Below are 16,636 nucleotides of genomic sequence, written 5' to 3' on the forward strand. Positions count from 1 at the left end.
CCCCCTCAAGGCCCCCGCGCAGTCACACTGTGCGGGGGCCTTGACCGATACCGGTCAGCCACCGGCCATCTCTCCTCAATCTCACTCTCCAGGCCCTCCACTACCGCCCCCACAAGCCTCGTTGTCCCCCAGCGACCCCTGTTAACTGCCATTTTGGCGGAAATTTCGTCACAATGAGCATTCAGTCACCTCAAACATCGAATGGATAGATGGTAAGGCCACTTGACGATCTGTCATTTTTGCTTGACCATGACACAACCTGTCCAAGATTTAGCGATGGTAGGTTCTGACAGCGGCACCGTCAGACAACATATGAAAATAACAAACAGACCTCTGAGGGCCTGATCATGACAAGCAATCGAATTCGTCCCACGTTCACCAAAACCCTATTGAGCACCGTTATTGCCCTGGCCGCGGCACCGGCCCTGGCGCAGGAAGGTGACACCCTGGAAGAAGTCGTGGTAACCGCACAGTTCCAGCGCAACCTGGACAACGCACTGGACGTGAAGCGCAACGCCTCCACCATTGTGGACGGCATCTCCGCCGACGATATCGGCACCCTGCCGGCACTGGATATGGGCGAAGCCCTGCAGGCCGTCGCCGGTGTACAGCTCAACCGCGAAGGCGAGCGCCGCGAATCCAGTATTAACCTGCGCGGTATGCCCTCCGGTTTTGTACAGACCACCGCCAACGGCCAGACCTTTGCCAGCCCGGCGCGCAGCACCAAGGCGTTCGGCGCACCCAACCCGTTCGGCGCTTTTGATCCGGCGGTATTCAACGGCACCAACGTGATCAAGACCCAGACCGCGGCCATGCAGGAAGGCGGCATCGCCGGTACCGTGGATCTGGTACTGCCGCGCGCTTTGGATAAAGACGACGGCAAACTGAGTCTATCTGTGGCTGGCCGCAGCGAGCAGCTGGCGGACGCACTGGATACCGAGATGGTTCTGTCCGGCTCCAAACACCTGATCACCGACCGCCTCGCGGTAACCGCCACCCTGGCCACATCCGAGCAGACCTTCCGCCGCGATACCGTGAAGATCAACCGCTACGATAATATTCCCAGCAATGGCAATTTTGTCGGTGCCGATGGCGAGGACTACGCTACCTGGGCCGCGGACAACAACCTGCCGGACAACGCCGTGGTAAAAATGCCCGGCGAACTGCGCCAGGGCTCCGAGCTAAACGAAGGCTCCCGTACCTCCTTCTCTGGCGGTATCGAATTCCAGGCCAACGACAACCTCAAACTCGGCCTGAACGTGCTCTACACCGAGCGCGATATGAATGAGAACGGCCAGCAGGAACTGGATCTGCGCACCCGCAGCGGCGGCACCATCATCACCCCCAACAGTGCACCGCGGAACACCGGTAAGGTGGACGACAACGGCAACCCGATTTTTGTGGTCTCCGACATCCTGTTTGACCAAGTGGACTACCGCAACACCTCGCGTATCTGGGATACCTACGAGCAATCCCAGGCGGTGCTGATGGACGCGGAGTGGGCCAACGATGATTGGACCGTGGACGGACTTGTGTCCCTGTCATCAGCCGAAAACAACTGGAACGAACTCTTCTACACACCGATTTTCCAGGCGGGTTCCAGCGGTATCTCCGGCCGCCTGTACACCGGCGAGGGCGATATTGGCAACTTCGTGACCGAGTTCAGCGGGCTGGAAAACGTCAACCTCGACGGGGAGTGGCTGGTAAAAGACACTCTGAGCAGTTCCGGTGTCACTACCCTGGTCGACAACCCCAAAATCCAGGCACTGATTACCGGTACCTACGAAACCCTGGAAACCGAAGCCAACTCCTTCGAGATCAATGCCAAGCGCGCGCTGGAACTGCCGGTGGTTTCTGCGGTTTCCTTCGGTTACCGCTTCTCCAATCAGACCCAGGACTCCGACCGCCTGCGCAGCTCGCCCACCGGTGTGGACCTGAACGGTATTCTGAACAACGCGGCCATCGGCAACCCGGCCTATGTTGACCAGGGCAGCTTCTTCGGTGGCGACGCCCCGGGCTTTGCCGGCGCTGGCGGCGGCTGGTTTGCACTGGATGTGGACGCCCTCAACGCACTGGCCGCGGCCTCCATCGGCGATGTGGCACCGGACCCGGTCACCGGCGAAATTCCGGTGCGTGTACCGACCACAGGTCTGATCGCCCGCGGCGGCCAGCAGAGCGCCGGCCTGATCTACGATGTCGAGCTGGACACTTCCGCTCTGTACCTGATGACCGACCTGGAGTTTATGGTTGCCGACCTGCCGGTATCCGGTAATGTGGGTGTGCGCTACGTCAGCTCCGAGCAGACCGCGTCTTCGCCCTACTACGCCTTCGGCGCTACCGATATCAATAATCCGGAACAGCGCGCGGTGGATAGTGACTACGATTTCCTGCTGCCGAGCGTGAACCTGGCGGTGGACCTGCGTGAAGACCTGATGCTGCGACTCGGCTACGGTGAATCCATTTCCCGCCCCAACGTGCGCGCAGCCACGCCCGCCACCACCATTTCCTCGCGTCCCGGTGAAGTCAGCATCAACCTGCCCGGTGCCGACGTGGAGCCATTCTCCGCACGCTCCTACGACATCTCCCTGGAGTGGTACAACCGCGAGGGCAGCGCCATCACCATCGCCGCTTTCCAAAAAGACATCGACAACTTCTTCACCGCAGTGGCCAGCTGTGACGCGGGCCTGCTGTCTGAGTACAACGTGAATGTGGGCAGCCTGTCCGTTGCCGGTGACAACTGCATCACCAACGGCGTGGACGCTTACGATGTGATCGATGCCGACTACATCATGGCGGGCGATCAGGTCAGCATCACCAAGATCCAGAACGTGGATGAGCAGATCGAAGTACGCGGCTACGAAGTTTCCGTACAGCAGAACCTGAGCTTCCTGCCCTATCCCTGGAGCGGCTTCGGCGGCATCGTGAACTATTCCAGTACCTCGCAGGATTCCCCGCTGGAAGCGCGTATCCCCGGTATTTCCGATGACACCTACAACGTGATCGGCTACTGGGAAGATGGCCCCTTCGGTGTGCGCCTCGCGTACAACTACCGCAGTGAATACGAGCTGGAAAGTGTTGGCACCTTTAACGGTGAAGGAAATAAAAACGTGAAGGCTGCCGGCCGTCTGGATCTGTCGGCCTACTACAACGTAACCGACAACTTCACCCTGTCCTTCAAGGGCTACAACCTCACCGAAGCTCTGTACGAGGAATACCAGGATACGGAATTCCAGCCTCGCGCCACGCACTTCGACGGTCGCATCTTTGTGCTGCAGGCGAAGTACAACTTCTTCTAAGTCATTCACTAGAAGTAAACAGCACTGTGTTCACAGGATGCAAAAGGGACCCATCAGGGTCCCTTTTTTTCCCGAACGTTTTTCCCAATGTACACGCACTACGGTAATCCATCATGCTTCGTTTATTGCCCCGGGTAGCAGCAATGCTCGCCCTCCTCGCTAGCACGCTTCAGGTCTGCGCCTCTGCAGCTACAGAATCGCTGCTTGTGTATGACCGGGAGGCACTGAATGCGGTAAAACAGGAGCCAGAAACCCTGGCAGGTCTGCAGGAGCGCGCACGGCAAGCGCTTTCCAGCCCGCTGTATTCCGTCACCCACAAAGAGGCGGTGCCTGCCAGCGGCGATCCCCACGACTACTACAGCCTGGGGCCCTACTGGTGGCCAAACCCGAATACCGAAAACGGATTGCCCTATATCCGCCGCGACGGCAAACGCAATCCACAGATCAATCAGCTGGCCGGCGACAACCTGCGCCTGGTTAAATTGAGCCGGGATGTCAGCACACTGGCACTGGCCTACCACTTCACCGGCGATACCAGCTACGCGGAAAAAGCCCGCGCGCAACTGCACAGCTGGTTTCTCGATCCCGACACGCGTATGAACCCGAACTTCCAGCACGCCCAGGCTATCCCGGGCCGCAACGACGGGCGCGGTATCGGGATTATCGAAGCGCGCTTTTTAATCCCCCTGCTCGATGCGATCCACCTGTTGGGCCCACAACTGCGCGCCGAAGAGCAGGATCAGTTGCGCCAGTGGTTTGCGCAATTCAATCACTGGCTGCAAACCAGTGACAACGGCTTTGAAGAAGACAACTGGCACAACAACCACGGCACCTGGTTTGATGCCCAGGTGGTGGCCTTTGCCCTCTTCACCGGGGATATGGCCACCGCCAAACGGCGCCTGCGCATTACCCAGATGCGGCGTATCGGCAGCCAGTTTGATCGCCACGGTAACCAGCACGCGGAGTTTGAGCGCACCCGCCCCTGGCACTATGCCAACTTCAATCTGGAAGCCTACAACCTGTTGGGGCGCTTCGGCGACATTGCGGGGGTTGATGTATGGAATTACAGCGTCGATGGGCACGCCCTGAAACAAGGCTATGCGCTGATCGCGGAAACCGTACTGGACCCCGACAGCTGGCCCCACAAAGAGCTTTACGGGCTGGATCTCCAGGTGGCCAGAAACACCCTGTACACCGCCCAGCGCCACTACGATGAGCCCCTGTTCCAGCGAGCCTGGCAGACGCTCTCGCAAGCTCCCTCACCAGACCGCGACCCACGGCTGTTACCTGTCAAATAGGCAACAAGATGATCATCACTCGACTGCTCTTCCTGCTGTTCGTCACCCTCGGCGGCGTCCGTGCGCATTGTGAAAATTACGCGGTAGACGAAATAGAGATCTGGCCGGATTCCGCCCCCCTCAACAAGCCGGTGATCACACTGGACGAAACCCTGGATGAGGAGCAGAAACGATTCCGTCAAATATCTGTTCCCAGTATTTTTCTATTCAGAAAAAGTGACGTGCGCAAACCCGGGCCAGCGTTACTCTACATTCCCGGGGGTGGCTATGCGAATGTCTCAATCGGCCGGGACCGCGGAAAAGAGTGGGCAAATCTATTTTTCAGTATGGGATTTACAACCGTAGCGGTACTGAAATATCGCCTGCCCGACACACGCATAGTCGAGCATCAGCATAAAGTCCCGCTACTGGACGCCCAGCAGGCGCTGGCGACACTGCACAGGAACGCTTCCTCGTGGCAAATCGACCGCGAAAAAATCGGCGTGATGGGTGCATCGGCCGGTGGCCACCTTGCTGCCAGCCTGAGCAACCTTTCTGGTGAAATACTCGCCCCGGGCATACTGCCAGAGGAACTTGCGCATTCGTTTTCGATACTGCGGGTTCCCGTTATCACGTTTACCGATCCGTACCGGCACGAGGGTTCCTACCACAGACTTCTGGGCGATCGCGCCAGCGACAAGGATCTGATGCATTTATTTTCCCTGGAGCATCAGGTCACTTCCAGAACGCCGCCCACCTTTCTTGTTTACGCGACCGATGACACATCGGTCCCGTATCAGAACAGTTTGCTGTACGCATCTCAGATAGAGAAACACGGGGTGCCAGTCACAACCGTTCAACTGGAACGCGGCGGCCACACCTTTGGACTGGACCGCAAGGTGGTCGACAAAGACTGGACGCTGGATCTGAGGAAGTGGGTGCAACAAACCGTGCACGATAACTAGGGAACCTCCGATCAGGCCCTGCGCGGCACCGGCATAAAACCAACCGGCATGATGGTCATACCACTTTACCATCAGCCTCATCTGCTTCATACTGACACCAGATATCACGCCACCACCCAAGAGCGGCACCTCCGGAGTGTGAGAGCGTGGATCAAGCGTCGAGAGAGAAAATAAGAATCAGGAGCAAAGATGAGCAATCAGCCTACACAGCCCAAGTCGCGCCCGGGGTTTTCCAAGAGCCTGCTGGCACTGACCATCGCATCCGTCGCCTTGCAGACCTCCGCCGCACAAGCACAGGAAAACAGCGAACAGAGCGCGCTAGAGGAAATCGTAGTAACCGGAAGTATCCGCGACACACTGCGCAACTCCATTGATATCAAACGAGATGCCGAGACCATCGTCGATGTCATTTCCGCGGCAGAAATGGGTAGCCTCCCCGACCTCTCCGTAGCGGAAACCCTGGAGCGTATCGTGGGTGTGACCGGTGACCGCTTCAAAGGCAACGCCAGTGAGATTTCCGTGCGCGGCCTGGGACCATTTCTTGGCTACTCCACCTATAACGGCCGTGAAATTTCTTCCGGCAGTGGCAACCGCTCAGTCGCCTTCTCCCAGTTCCCCTCGGAACTGGTCAACGGCGCCATGGTGTACAAATCCCAGTCCGCCGACCTGCTGGAAGGCGGCGTCGCCGGGCTGATCGACCTGCAGAGTATTCGCCCGATTGACTACGGAAAACGCCGCTTCCAGGCGGAAGTAAAAGGCAACTACAACGATTACGATGCCAAGCTCAACGGTGACAACGGCCTGGGCTACCGCAACTCCATCTCCTATACCGATGTGTTCGACACCGATATTGGTACCGTAGGTTTTGCCATCGGTTACGCCGGGCACGACTCTTCCACCCCGGAAGAGAGTTTCAACACCAGCTCCACCCTAAGAAACTGCAACTCGGACCAATCTGTCGACGGTGGCAGCAACTGCTCCTGGAGTGACGACAATGCGGCGGCAAACGGTGGCGCCGCGGCGGATGGCGACTATTACTTCATTCCCAACGCGTTTTATTTCCGGCAGATGGAGTCCGAAGAGACACGCGATGCGGTCATGACGACGCTTCAGTGGCAACCGAATGACGACTGGAACATCACCGCCGATGCGCAGTGGTCCAATCGTTTCTATTACGAAGACCGCCACGACCTCTACTTTGATGACGGCAGACGTCGCATCAGCAACTGGACCACCAACGATGCCCATGCGCTCACGTCTTATACCGGCGAATCGCGGGTCAGCACCTACGGCGAGTTCCGCGAGCGCGACGAGGACTATGCCGGCGGTGGTCTCAATTTCGAGTGGGCCGCCAGTGACCGCCTGACACTGAATGCGGACCTCTCCTACTCCGGTACTACACGCTATCAGGAAACCTGGCAGACCCGCTTCCGCTCCGACCGCGTCTGGTACGACTTCGATACCCGTGGCACCGGCGGTGACAGCTGGGCCAGCGTGGATATTTATCAGGACCCGGACAATCCCGTGGAAACCGCGCTAACGGCCGATACACTCAACGACTACGGCTTTTACAGCGCGAACCAGCGCGCGCGCTATGGTGAGATGGAACTCAAGGACGAGATCGCCGCGGTGGCATTCAGCGGCGTATTCGAGCTGGAAGGTGATGTGATTCAGTCCGTCGAGGCCGGGGTGCGTCTGTCTTCCCACGACCACAACAACTACGGTGAAGACCGCACTGAATTCACCGATACGGCGAATGCCGATATCTCCACCATTGCCCAGGAGTGCGCCACCGATTACCCCCAGCAGAATTTTGGCAGTGATGCCGGCAGCAGCTTCGGCGAGTGGGCCACCTACGATACGCTGTGCGCGTTCGACCTGATGATGGGCGATGAGGATTGGGCACTGTCACCGGAGGCGCCCAGTGCCGGGGACGTCAACCTGACCGAACAGGTGCAGTCCGCCTTCGTGAAACTCAATTACTACACCGAACTTGGCAACCTGTACCTGTCCGGTAATGTCGGCCTGCGCGCGGTACAGACAGAGATTGAATCGGTCGGATACCGCCAGAGTTATGCGGTTAACAACAACGATGCCGGCACACCGGGTGACCTTTCTGACGATAGTATTTTAATTACCGAAATTCCGGACTCTCTGACCCGTGAGGTCTACACCAATCGCTATCTGAACATTCTGCCCAGCGTAAACGTCAACCTCGGGCTGAGTGAAACCCTGCAGCTGCGCGCTGCCGCCTACAGTGCGATTTCACGGCCAGACATGTGGTGGATGGGTGCCGGTCGCGATCTGGACCTGGGGGATGGCGAAGAAGAGTTTGACAGTGTCGAGTCCGCCATTGAAAGCGGATCGGTTACCGCACTAGGCAACCCCAATCTGGAAGCGATCGAGTCACGCAATTTCGACATTTCTCTGGCCTGGTATCCCGCGGACGAGTCCATGGTATCCGCAGCGTACTATCACAAGACCTTCAAGGCCGGACTGGAAGTCGCCGACGCTGAGGAAGTTCAGGAGTCCTTCGACATCAACGGCGAGATGCTGGCGATGAATATCGACGGGCTGATCCAGAACAGCGATGAGTCCTCCACCATTACCGGCGTGGAGCTCACCGCGCAACACGCGTTCAGCAATCTGCCCGAGCCCCTCGACGGCCTGGGTGTGATGGCCGGCCTGAACATTGCCGACACCGACTTCGATTATTTCGAAAACGGCTCAGACATCACCGAAGACGTCACCATCGCTGCGGCGAATCTGCCGGGCTTCTCCAAAAAAAGCTACAACGCAGAAGTCTTCTGGGAAAACTACGGTATCGCCAGCCGACTGTCGTACAAGTACCGCTCAGACTACCTGAAACCCTTCGGCAGTGATTTCGGTCAGACAAACCGGTTTGTGGACGATACCAGCTCGCTCGACCTGTCACTGTCTTACCGTCTGAACGAGAACCTGCAGCTGAAACTCCAGGCCATCAACCTCACCAATGAACCCTATACCGAGTACCGCGTTGCCGAAGGTGGCTACAGCCGCGTGGAGTTTAGCGGAACCCGCTACTTCTTCGGTGTTCAGTACAGAATGTAAACGTGTAACGCGCAAGTCGCTCCCATACTCAGGCAGTCTGCAACTGCAATGCCTTACCAAACATATTGACTGGTAAAGCCAATTTTGCCAGTATGGCAGCAATCGCTGCTCAGCCCAGACTCGCAATATCGAGATCTAGTGAGCATCGAGGTTTTCTCCATCGCCTGGCGCACCGGGCATGAGGGGGCTGGTTTGGACCCCTTGGCCTTTATTTTGCGCATGCCGCCCGCTCCCGCCGCAGCCCCTTGCTGGGCGGTGAGCCGGGCTCTTTTCTTTTTGTGGCTCTATTTAGGTTCCTATCTGGCCCAAATGAATTCCCGGCGCTGGTACAACCACACAACAATAAATGGATTCGGCCTCCGACGACCGCCATCAATGCGCGAAGTGCGAGCCGCCGGTTCCCAATGGCAAACCCGAAATCTGGAAGCATCCACATGACACGCCCTCTGATTCTGCACCCCGACCGTCTGTTTCCGGCCGACCAAGTAAGCCGGGATATCGCGCGCAATCTTTACCAGAGCGTGAAAGACCTGCCGATCATCAGCCCGCACGGTCACACCGATCCGTCCTGGTTCGCCGAGAACCAGCCCTTCGGCAACCCGGCGGACCTGCTGATCCGTCCGGATCACTATGTGTTCCGCATGCTCTATTCCCAGGGCATCCCCCTGGAGAGCCTGGGCATCCGCACCCAGGACGGCACCCCAGTCGAACAGGATCCACGCAAGATCTGGCAACTGCTGGCGGACAACTACCACCTGTTCCGAGGCACTCCATCGCGCACCTGGCTGGATACGGTTTTCCACGATGTGTTCGGGCTGGACGTTCAGCTGAACAGTGAGACTGCCGAGCTGTACTACGAGCGTATCGACAGCGAACTGAAAAAGCCGGAGTTCCTGCCGCGCGCGCTGTTCGAGCGTTTCAATATCGAAGTGATTGCGACCACCGAATCCCCGCTGGACGATCTGCGTCACCACCGGAAGATTCTGGACAGCAGCTGGAAAGGCCGTGTGATCACCGCCTTCCGCCCGGACCCGGTGCTGGATCCGGACTTCGAGGGCTTTACCGATAACCTGGCGCAGCTGGCCGAGATCACCGGTGAAGACACTTCCACCTGGTCCGGTTACTTGGCGGCACTGCGCAACCGTCGCGAGTTTTTCAAGCAGATGGGCGCGACCTCCACCGACCACGGTCACCCCACCGCGACCACCGCGAACCTGTCTGCGGCGGAAGCCGAGGCGCTGTTCCTGCGCGTTTGTAGAGAGGTGAGTGCGGGTAACTGTAGCGCAGAGGATGCCGAACTGTTCCGTGGCCAAATGCTGACCGAGATGGCGCGCATGAGCATCGAGGACGGTCTGGTCATGCAGATCCACCCGGGCTCTTTCCGCAACCACAACAAGGTGGTGTTCGAGCGCTTCGGTCGCGACAAGGGCTGCGATATTCCTTCCCAGACCGATTACGTGCACGCGCTGCAGCCGCTGCTGGAAGCGGTGGGCAACGAGCCGGAGCTGAGCATTATTCTGTTCACCCTGGACGAGACCAGCTACAGCCGCGAACTGGCACCGCTGGCGGGCCACTACCCGGCGCTGAAACTGGGCCCGAGCTGGTGGTTCCACGATAGCCCTGAAGGTATGCGACGCTTCCGCGAGCAGGTGACCGAGACTGCCGGTTTCTACAATACCGTGGGCTTTAACGATGACACCCGCGCGTTCCTGTCCATCCCTGCCCGTCACGATGTGGCGCGCCGCATGGATTGTGTATGGCTGGCGCAACTGGTCAGCGACCACCGCCTGCAGGAAGACGAAGCCTTCGAACTGGCTGCAGACCTCGCCTACAACCTGGCGAAGAAAGCGTACAAGCTTTGATAGGTAGAAAGAAATGAGCCAAGAAAGACTCAACAACAATATTCTGGAAAACCTCCCCGCCGAGGTGATCAAGCCGGCTTACGACCGCAACGAAGTCACTACCGGCATCGTGCACCTGGGCATCGGTGCTTTCCACCGCGCGCACCAGGCGTGGTTTACGGAAAACCGCATTACCGCCGGTGAAAAGGACTGGGGCATTGTGGGCGCGAGCCTGCGCTCTGCCGGTGTACGCGATCAGCTGGTGCCGCAGAACGGCCTTTATTCCGTGGTGGAAAAATCCAACGCGGGCACCAAGGTGCAGATCGTAGGCGCGGTGAGCGATGTGCTGGTGGGCCCGGAAAGCCCGCAGCAACTGATGGAATTACTGGCCCAGAAAAGCGTGCGCATCGTTTCCCTGACCATCACCGAGAAAGGCTACTGCCACGATCCGGCGAGCGGCGACCTGAACCCGCAGCACCCGGACGTGATTCACGATCTGGCCAACCCGCAGGCTCCCAAGTCTGCGCTGGGTTACATCGTCGGTGCCCTAGCCCTGCGCAAGGAGCGCGGTCTGCCGGGCTTTACCGTGCTGACCTGCGACAACCTGCCGTCCAACGGCAAGCTGCTGGGCAATGTGCTGGGACAGTTCGCGGAGAAAGTCGACAGCGAACTGGCGGTGTGGATTGCGGAAAACACCACCACCCCCTCCACCATGGTGGACCGCATCGTGCCGGCCACGACCGACGTGGATCGCGCAGAGCTGGAAGCGCTGATCGGCTGTCGCGACGAGGCGGCGGTGATGGCGGAGCCTTTTGCGCAGTGGGTGGTGGAAGACAATTTCCTGCGCGGCCGCCCGGCGTGGGACAAGGCCGGCGCGACCTTTGTGGACGATGTGGAAGTCTACGAGCTGATCAAGCTGCGTCTGCTGAATGGCAGTCACTCCCTGCTGGCCTACAGCGGCTATCTGGCGGGCTGCGAGACGGTAGCGGATGTGATGGCGGTGCCGGCCTTCAACAAGCTGGTGCTGCACTTTATGCAGTCCGAAGCCACTACCTCTATCGGCGTACCCGCCGAGTTTGATATTGCCGCTTACCAGGCACAACTGATCGAGCGCTTCGAGAACCGCGCCCTTCGTCACCGCACCTGGCAGATCGCCATGGACGGTTCGCAGAAGATTCCGCAGCGCTGGCTCGGCACCCTGCGCCACCAACTGGCGAACAACGGCCCCATCGAGGTGCTGAGCTTTGCGCTGGCCAACTGGATCCGTTACGTATCCGCGGTGGACGAGAAAGGCAATGCCATTGAGGTTTCCGACCCGCTGGCGGCGGAACTGAAAGCAATCTGCGATCAGTACAAGCCGCAAGGAAATGAAGCACTGGCCGCGAACTTCCTCGCATTTACCCCGGTGTTCGGTGACGATCTGAAACAGAGTGCAACCCTGCAGGAGGCAGTGGTGAATTGGCTGAACAAACTGGATGCACAGGGCACACTGGCCTGTGTGGAAGAAGCGTTCGCGAGCCTGTAAGACTGTAAGTTTTTGTGATCTATCTGCCGGTGGCGGTTTTCGATTCGACTAAAGCCATGCCGGCCTTTCCTTCAGGAATCAAAAAGTTTGTCGCCTTTAATCCCGCAGCCTGGGCTGCGGGATTTTTTATGCCATCCGAAATAAAAAACCATCACTCGTTCGACGGTTTACCTATTGTTGCCAGAATACCCCCATCCACGTAAACCACCTGACCGTTGACGAAATTGCTCGCGTCACTGGACAGGAACACCGCCGCACCCTGCAGGTCTTCCGGGTTGCCCCAGCGGCCGGCCGGGGTACGGCCGATAATAAAATCGTTAAACGGGTGGCCGTCGACACGGATCGGAGCGGTCTGGCTGGTGGCGAAGTAGCCGGGGCCAATACCGTTCACCTGGATATTGTGGCGTGCCCACTCGGTGGCCATATTCTGGGTCAGCATTTTCAGGCCGCCCTTGGAGGCTGCGTAAGCGGAAACGCTATCGCGACCCAGTTCACTCATCATGGAGCAAATATTGATGATCTTGCCCGCGCCGCGCTCGATCATACGGCGCACCACCGGGCGGCTCATCACCATCACACCGGTCAGGTTGGTTTCCAGAACCTTGTTCCATTCGGACAGTTCCATTTCCAACAGCGGTACGCGGCGGATAATACCGGCGTTGTTGACCAGCACATGAATCGGGCCCTGCTCCTGTTCGATCACTGGCACCATTTCGTTCACTTCGTCTTCGTTGGTGACGTTGAACAGGTAGCCGTGGGCGTCGTAGCCTTTTTCACGCAGTTGCGCGACGGCGCCATCGAGTTTCTCCTGGGAGGAGTGACCGGTGATCACCAGCTTGGCACCGGCGTTGCCGAGGCCTTCCGCCATGGCCATGCCGAGGCCGTGGGTAGCGCCGGTTACCAGGGCGAGTTTTCCGGTTAAGTCAAACAGTGACTTGGACATTCTTTAACTCCAATTCTTTTGGTAGATGCGCTGCGCTTATCTACCCTACGGACTTCTGGATACCGGCCTTCGCCGGTATGACGCCGAAAATAATTCTTCGTCATCCAGGACTTGATCCGGGATCCAAGTGGGAAAAGGATCAACGCAACTCGTGGGGCTGCACAAAATCCATATCGTCGTAATCCAGGTTTTCACCCGCCATACCCCAGATAAAGGTGTAATTGGCGGTACCTACGCCGGAGTGCAGTGACCAGGTGGGAGAGATCACCGCCTGCTCGTTGTGCATCCAGATGGTACGGGTCTGCTGGGGCGGGCCCATGAAATGACATACCGCCTGACCTTCCGGAACATTGAAATACATGTAGGCTTCCATGCGCCGACTGTGGGTATGGGCCGGCATGGTATTCCAGACACTGCCCGGCGCCAGCTCGGTCATACCCATCTGCAATTGGCAGGTCTCGATGACACCGTGTACCAGCAGCTGGTTGATCACCCGCTGGTTGCAGGTTTCACTGGCGCCCCGCTCCATGACGTTCGCGTCGGCTTTGCTTATTTTTACCGTTGGATAGGCACGGTGTGCCGGCGCGGAGTTCAGGTAGAACTTGGCCGGATTGGATTTGTCCGCACTATTCAGTTTCACTTCGACGGAACCACGCCCCACGTAGAGAGCTTCCTTGTGACCGATCTCGTGTACCGTGCCATCGACTTCCACAGTGCCGGCGCCACCAATATTGATGAATCCGATCTCGCGGCGCTCGAGGAAATACTCGGAGCGCAGCTCCTCGACGGTTTCCAGTTGTACGGTTTTCTCCACCGGCATGATGCCGCCAACGATCATGCGATCTACATGGGTGTAGGTAAGGCGCACGGTATCCGCCTCGAAAAGTTTCGGTACCAGAAACTCTTTACGCAGGCGGTCGGTATCGTAGTTCACATAGTCACTGGGGTGACTGGCGTAGCGCTCATCAAATACGGTGGTCATGAAACTTTCCCGGAACTCTTTTTAACAACGTTTGGTTTCAAATAGTAACTTTTAAGACTTAAGAATCTGACTTCAGCAGCTTGTACATCTCGACGCCGGAGGTGATAAACGGCGCGGTGCCTTTGGGGTCGTCGTCGTAAATCGGCTCGCTCATGTAGTATTCGTAGCTGCCGTCGCGACCAAAACCGAGGCCCGCCACCTGGCACATATCGGTGATGCTGATGGTGCCGTCGGCGTGTACCTGTACAAACTCATCCAGCAGCCCCTGGTAGGCTTTTTTCGCCGTGGCCAGGTACTTGTCTTTCGGCAAGTAACCCTGGTTCAGCGCCTTGGCGTAGAAGTAGGTGAACATGGTGCTGGCGGTGGATTCCAGGTAGTTCCCACGCTTGCCCGGCATGTCGATGATCTGCCACCAGGTACCGGTTTCCTCGTCCTGGTATTTTTCGATCACCGGTGCAATCTCAGCAATCATATTCAGCAGGTACTGGCGCTCTTCGGTGTTCTCCTCAGGGATAAAGTCCAGCACGTCCACCAGCGCCATGGCCAGCCAGCCCATACCCCGAGCCCAGTGGTAGCCTGAAAGTCCGGTTTCCTTATCAGCCCATACCTGCTGACGCTTTTCATCCCACGCGTGATAGAACAGACCGGTTTCCGGGTCTTTCAGGATTTCGTTAACCAGTTTGAACTCAGCCAGCACCTCTTCCACGTTGGGCTCTTCGTGCATCAGCTGCTCATACTGGGCCAGGAACGGAATGCCCATGTAGACGCCATCCAGCCAAACCTGATGCGGGTAGATTTTCTTGTGCCAGAAGGCACCGGCGCTGGTGCGTGGGTGGTGCTCCAGTTGCTCAAACAGGGTATCGACGGCTTTTTTGTAGGCAGGATTCTGGTTGCGCTCGTACATGCGCAGCAGCATGGTGCCGGCGCGGATGCTGTCGATATTGTATTTTTCCTGTACGTAGCCGTTGATGCTGCCATCTTCGTTGACGAAGGAACCCATCACGGTTTCCACGGCGTCCGCGTAGCGGGCTTCCGGCGCGACCTGGTTCAACTCATCATAGGCCTGCATCACCATACCGGTGGTGTACTCGAAGTAGGACGGGCGCTTGCGGATGTGGTCGAAGCCACCGAAGCGGTAGTCCAGGGTTTTGCGCTCAAGTTCGGAGTCCGCCAGCTTTTTGCTCCATTCCAGGGCCACTTCGGCGGTCAGGGGCTTGTCGGTTTCGGCAACGCTCGCCGCAGTGGTCAGGCGCTGACGCAGCGGCATGGTGAGTTTTTCCGCTTCCTGCTTCAGGTAAGTTTCAAACTCGGCCTTGGTGGTGATGGGGCCGTGCCTGCTTTCTGCTTCGTTGGCCCAGGCGGCGAGGAAGTAGTACTGCACCTCATTGCCTGCCGGTTTCAGAATCGCCACCTGGTTGTGCGCGTCGGTGGTGGTTTCCTTGATCAACTTGTTCTTGGCGATCACTGCCATACCGAGGTTGGCGCCGTCGAGGCTCTGGGGGCCGTAGGTTCCGATATAGGTGTAGGCGTGGCCGGTAATATCGGTATCACCTAAAATCAATTCGGTCCCTTCGTGGTTTACGATACCCGCCACAAGGTTGTCCAGTTCTTCACTGGTTTTTGCATTCACTTCCACCAGACGACTGCCGGCGTGCATGGACAGTACGGCGGTCAGGTCTGTCTGCTGGTCGGCGGTGGGTTTCCAGCCTTTGTACTGCACTTTAAACGAGGAGTAGAGCTCGCCGTTTTCGGCGATGTCTACTTGCCAGTCCTGTACGTCACTCACGCGAATCACTTTTTCGCCGTCCCAGTAGCCGTAGCCGCCGACGCCCACGGAGCTGCCCACTTTCAGCACGTCCATGCCCCAGTCGGCCGGTTCATGGTAGGAGTCAAAACCGTCCTGGCCTACGCCCTGCAGTACCGGGGTCCGCACTTTCTTGCCGAAAATATCAAAGCCATTGCGCCAGTCGAGGTACACGCGGTAACCCACCAGGTCGGATTCAATACCGGGACCTTCGTAGCGGATAAAGTAGGAATGGTCGGTGTGCTCTTCAGGCACATCGAGGGAGCTTACGTTCTGGAAGCTGCCGCCTTTATATTCACGCTCAACCCACTCTCCACCCACCTTGTGGGAAATTTCGGCCTGGGTGCGTTTCTCGCCTTCTGCCGGCGCATCGGCTTCGGCGATACGCAGTTTCAGAGTTTCATCGACGGCAACATCTACAGTGAAGAGGATGCCGTCTTTGCTGCCATCGGCATCTTTGTCGATGGTCTGCACGGGAATCCGTTCAGCCTGATTCCACACCGCAATCGGAGAGGTAAAACCGGCTTCAAGTCCGAGTTCGTAGAAGCTGAGATAAACCGCTTCGTCCAGGCGCGGGAAATCTGACGGGTTGGAAAGTTCCAGATTGGCGATAGCGCTGGGCTTTTCTGCAGCCGGAGCCGCAGCCTCTTCCGGGAACTGCGCGGCCTTTTCGCCACAGGCAGTCAGGGTCGCCGCGGTGAGCGCGAACGCAAGGGCATTCAGACCCCGCTTGCTTTGGGACGGATCAAACAGTTTCACAGACATCTCCACAAATTCGGGTTTTATTCTGTTGTTTGCCATTCGAAAAAAGAACGGCGGTAAATCGAAAAACGGCCGGGTGCGACTTCGAATTCTAAACACCGGTATTTCCACCGGCAGAATCCCTGCACCCGGCCGCTCTATTCAGTACTGC

At 58.0% G+C, this 16,636-nt stretch carries 9 protein-coding genes; 6 read left to right on the forward strand and 3 right to left on the reverse strand.

The window, feature by feature from the left end; translation table 11 throughout:
- Positions 1-347 precede the first annotated feature (347 nt).
- The 6 genes from AU11_RS12150 (at position 348) to AU11_RS12175 (ending at position 11,994) form a co-directional block, all read left to right on the forward strand.
- The gene (locus tag AU11_RS12150; RefSeq protein WP_043319623.1) at positions 348-3,296 is read left to right on the forward strand and encodes a TonB-dependent receptor; all 2,949 of its coding nucleotides are present in this window, start codon (positions 348-350) and stop codon (positions 3,294-3,296) included.
- Between the two features lie 113 nt (positions 3,297-3,409).
- Positions 3,410-4,594 (forward strand): alginate lyase family protein, encoded by a 1,185-nt coding sequence (locus tag AU11_RS12155; protein ID WP_043319624.1) that lies wholly within the window; start codon positions 3,410-3,412, stop codon positions 4,592-4,594.
- An 8-nt stretch (positions 4,595-4,602) separates the two neighbouring features.
- A complete protein-coding gene (locus tag AU11_RS12160) occupies positions 4,603-5,538 on the forward strand; it encodes an alpha/beta hydrolase (protein WP_051687224.1) in 936 nt (311 codons plus the stop codon).
- A 189-nt stretch (positions 5,539-5,727) separates the two neighbouring features.
- Positions 5,728-8,628, forward strand: coding sequence for a TonB-dependent receptor (locus tag AU11_RS12165; protein WP_043319625.1), 2,901 nt, complete (start codon positions 5,728-5,730; stop codon positions 8,626-8,628).
- Positions 8,629-9,062: 434 nt separating this feature from the next.
- Entirely contained in the window at positions 9,063-10,490 is a 1,428-nt protein-coding gene (gene uxaC, locus AU11_RS12170) for a glucuronate isomerase (protein WP_043319626.1), read from the forward strand.
- A 13-nt stretch (positions 10,491-10,503) separates the two neighbouring features.
- Positions 10,504-11,994, forward strand: a complete 1,491-nt coding sequence (locus tag AU11_RS12175) for a mannitol dehydrogenase family protein (RefSeq protein ID WP_051687225.1) — start codon at positions 10,504-10,506, stop codon at positions 11,992-11,994.
- Between the two features lie 151 nt (positions 11,995-12,145).
- On the opposite strand, the gene AU11_RS12180 is transcribed toward AU11_RS12175, so the two are convergent.
- From AU11_RS12180 to AU11_RS12190, 3 genes are all read right to left on the reverse strand, one after another.
- Positions 12,146-12,937, reverse strand: coding sequence for a gluconate 5-dehydrogenase (locus AU11_RS12180; protein WP_043319627.1), 792 nt, complete (start codon positions 12,935-12,937; stop codon positions 12,146-12,148).
- Between the two features lie 139 nt (positions 12,938-13,076).
- Positions 13,077-13,919: a 5-dehydro-4-deoxy-D-glucuronate isomerase gene (gene kduI, locus AU11_RS12185; protein WP_043319628.1), complete on the reverse strand. Its 843-nt coding sequence runs from the start codon at positions 13,917-13,919 to the stop codon at positions 13,077-13,079.
- A 58-nt stretch (positions 13,920-13,977) separates the two neighbouring features.
- Complete coding sequence (locus AU11_RS12190; protein WP_197023832.1) at positions 13,978-16,482, reverse strand: glycoside hydrolase family 88 protein; 2,505 nt, start codon at positions 16,480-16,482, stop codon at positions 13,978-13,980.
- Positions 16,483-16,636: the final 154 nt, after the last annotated feature.

Origin of the sequence: Microbulbifer sp. HZ11 (assembly GCF_000708675.1) — a bacterium.
Lineage (GTDB): Bacteria > Pseudomonadota > Gammaproteobacteria > Pseudomonadales > Cellvibrionaceae > Microbulbifer.

Excerpts from the sequence above, each read along its gene's own strand:
- AU11_RS12150 (WP_043319623.1), top strand. The coding sequence starts at position 348 with ATGACAAGCAATCGAATTCGTCCCACGTTCACCAAAACCCTATTGAGC.
- AU11_RS12155 (WP_043319624.1), top strand. The coding sequence starts at position 3,410 with ATGCTTCGTTTATTGCCCCGGGTAGCAGCAATGCTCGCCCTCCTCGCT.
- AU11_RS12160 (WP_051687224.1), top strand. The coding sequence starts at position 4,603 with ATGATCATCACTCGACTGCTCTTCCTGCTGTTCGTCACCCTCGGCGGC.
- AU11_RS12165 (WP_043319625.1), top strand. The coding sequence starts at position 5,728 with ATGAGCAATCAGCCTACACAGCCCAAGTCGCGCCCGGGGTTTTCCAAG.
- uxaC (WP_043319626.1), top strand. The coding sequence starts at position 9,063 with ATGACACGCCCTCTGATTCTGCACCCCGACCGTCTGTTTCCGGCCGAC.
- AU11_RS12175 (WP_051687225.1), top strand. The coding sequence starts at position 10,504 with ATGAGCCAAGAAAGACTCAACAACAATATTCTGGAAAACCTCCCCGCC.
- AU11_RS12180 (WP_043319627.1), bottom strand. The coding sequence starts at position 12,937 with ATGTCCAAGTCACTGTTTGACTTAACCGGAAAACTCGCCCTGGTAACC.
- kduI (WP_043319628.1), bottom strand. The coding sequence starts at position 13,919 with ATGACCACCGTATTTGATGAGCGCTACGCCAGTCACCCCAGTGACTAT.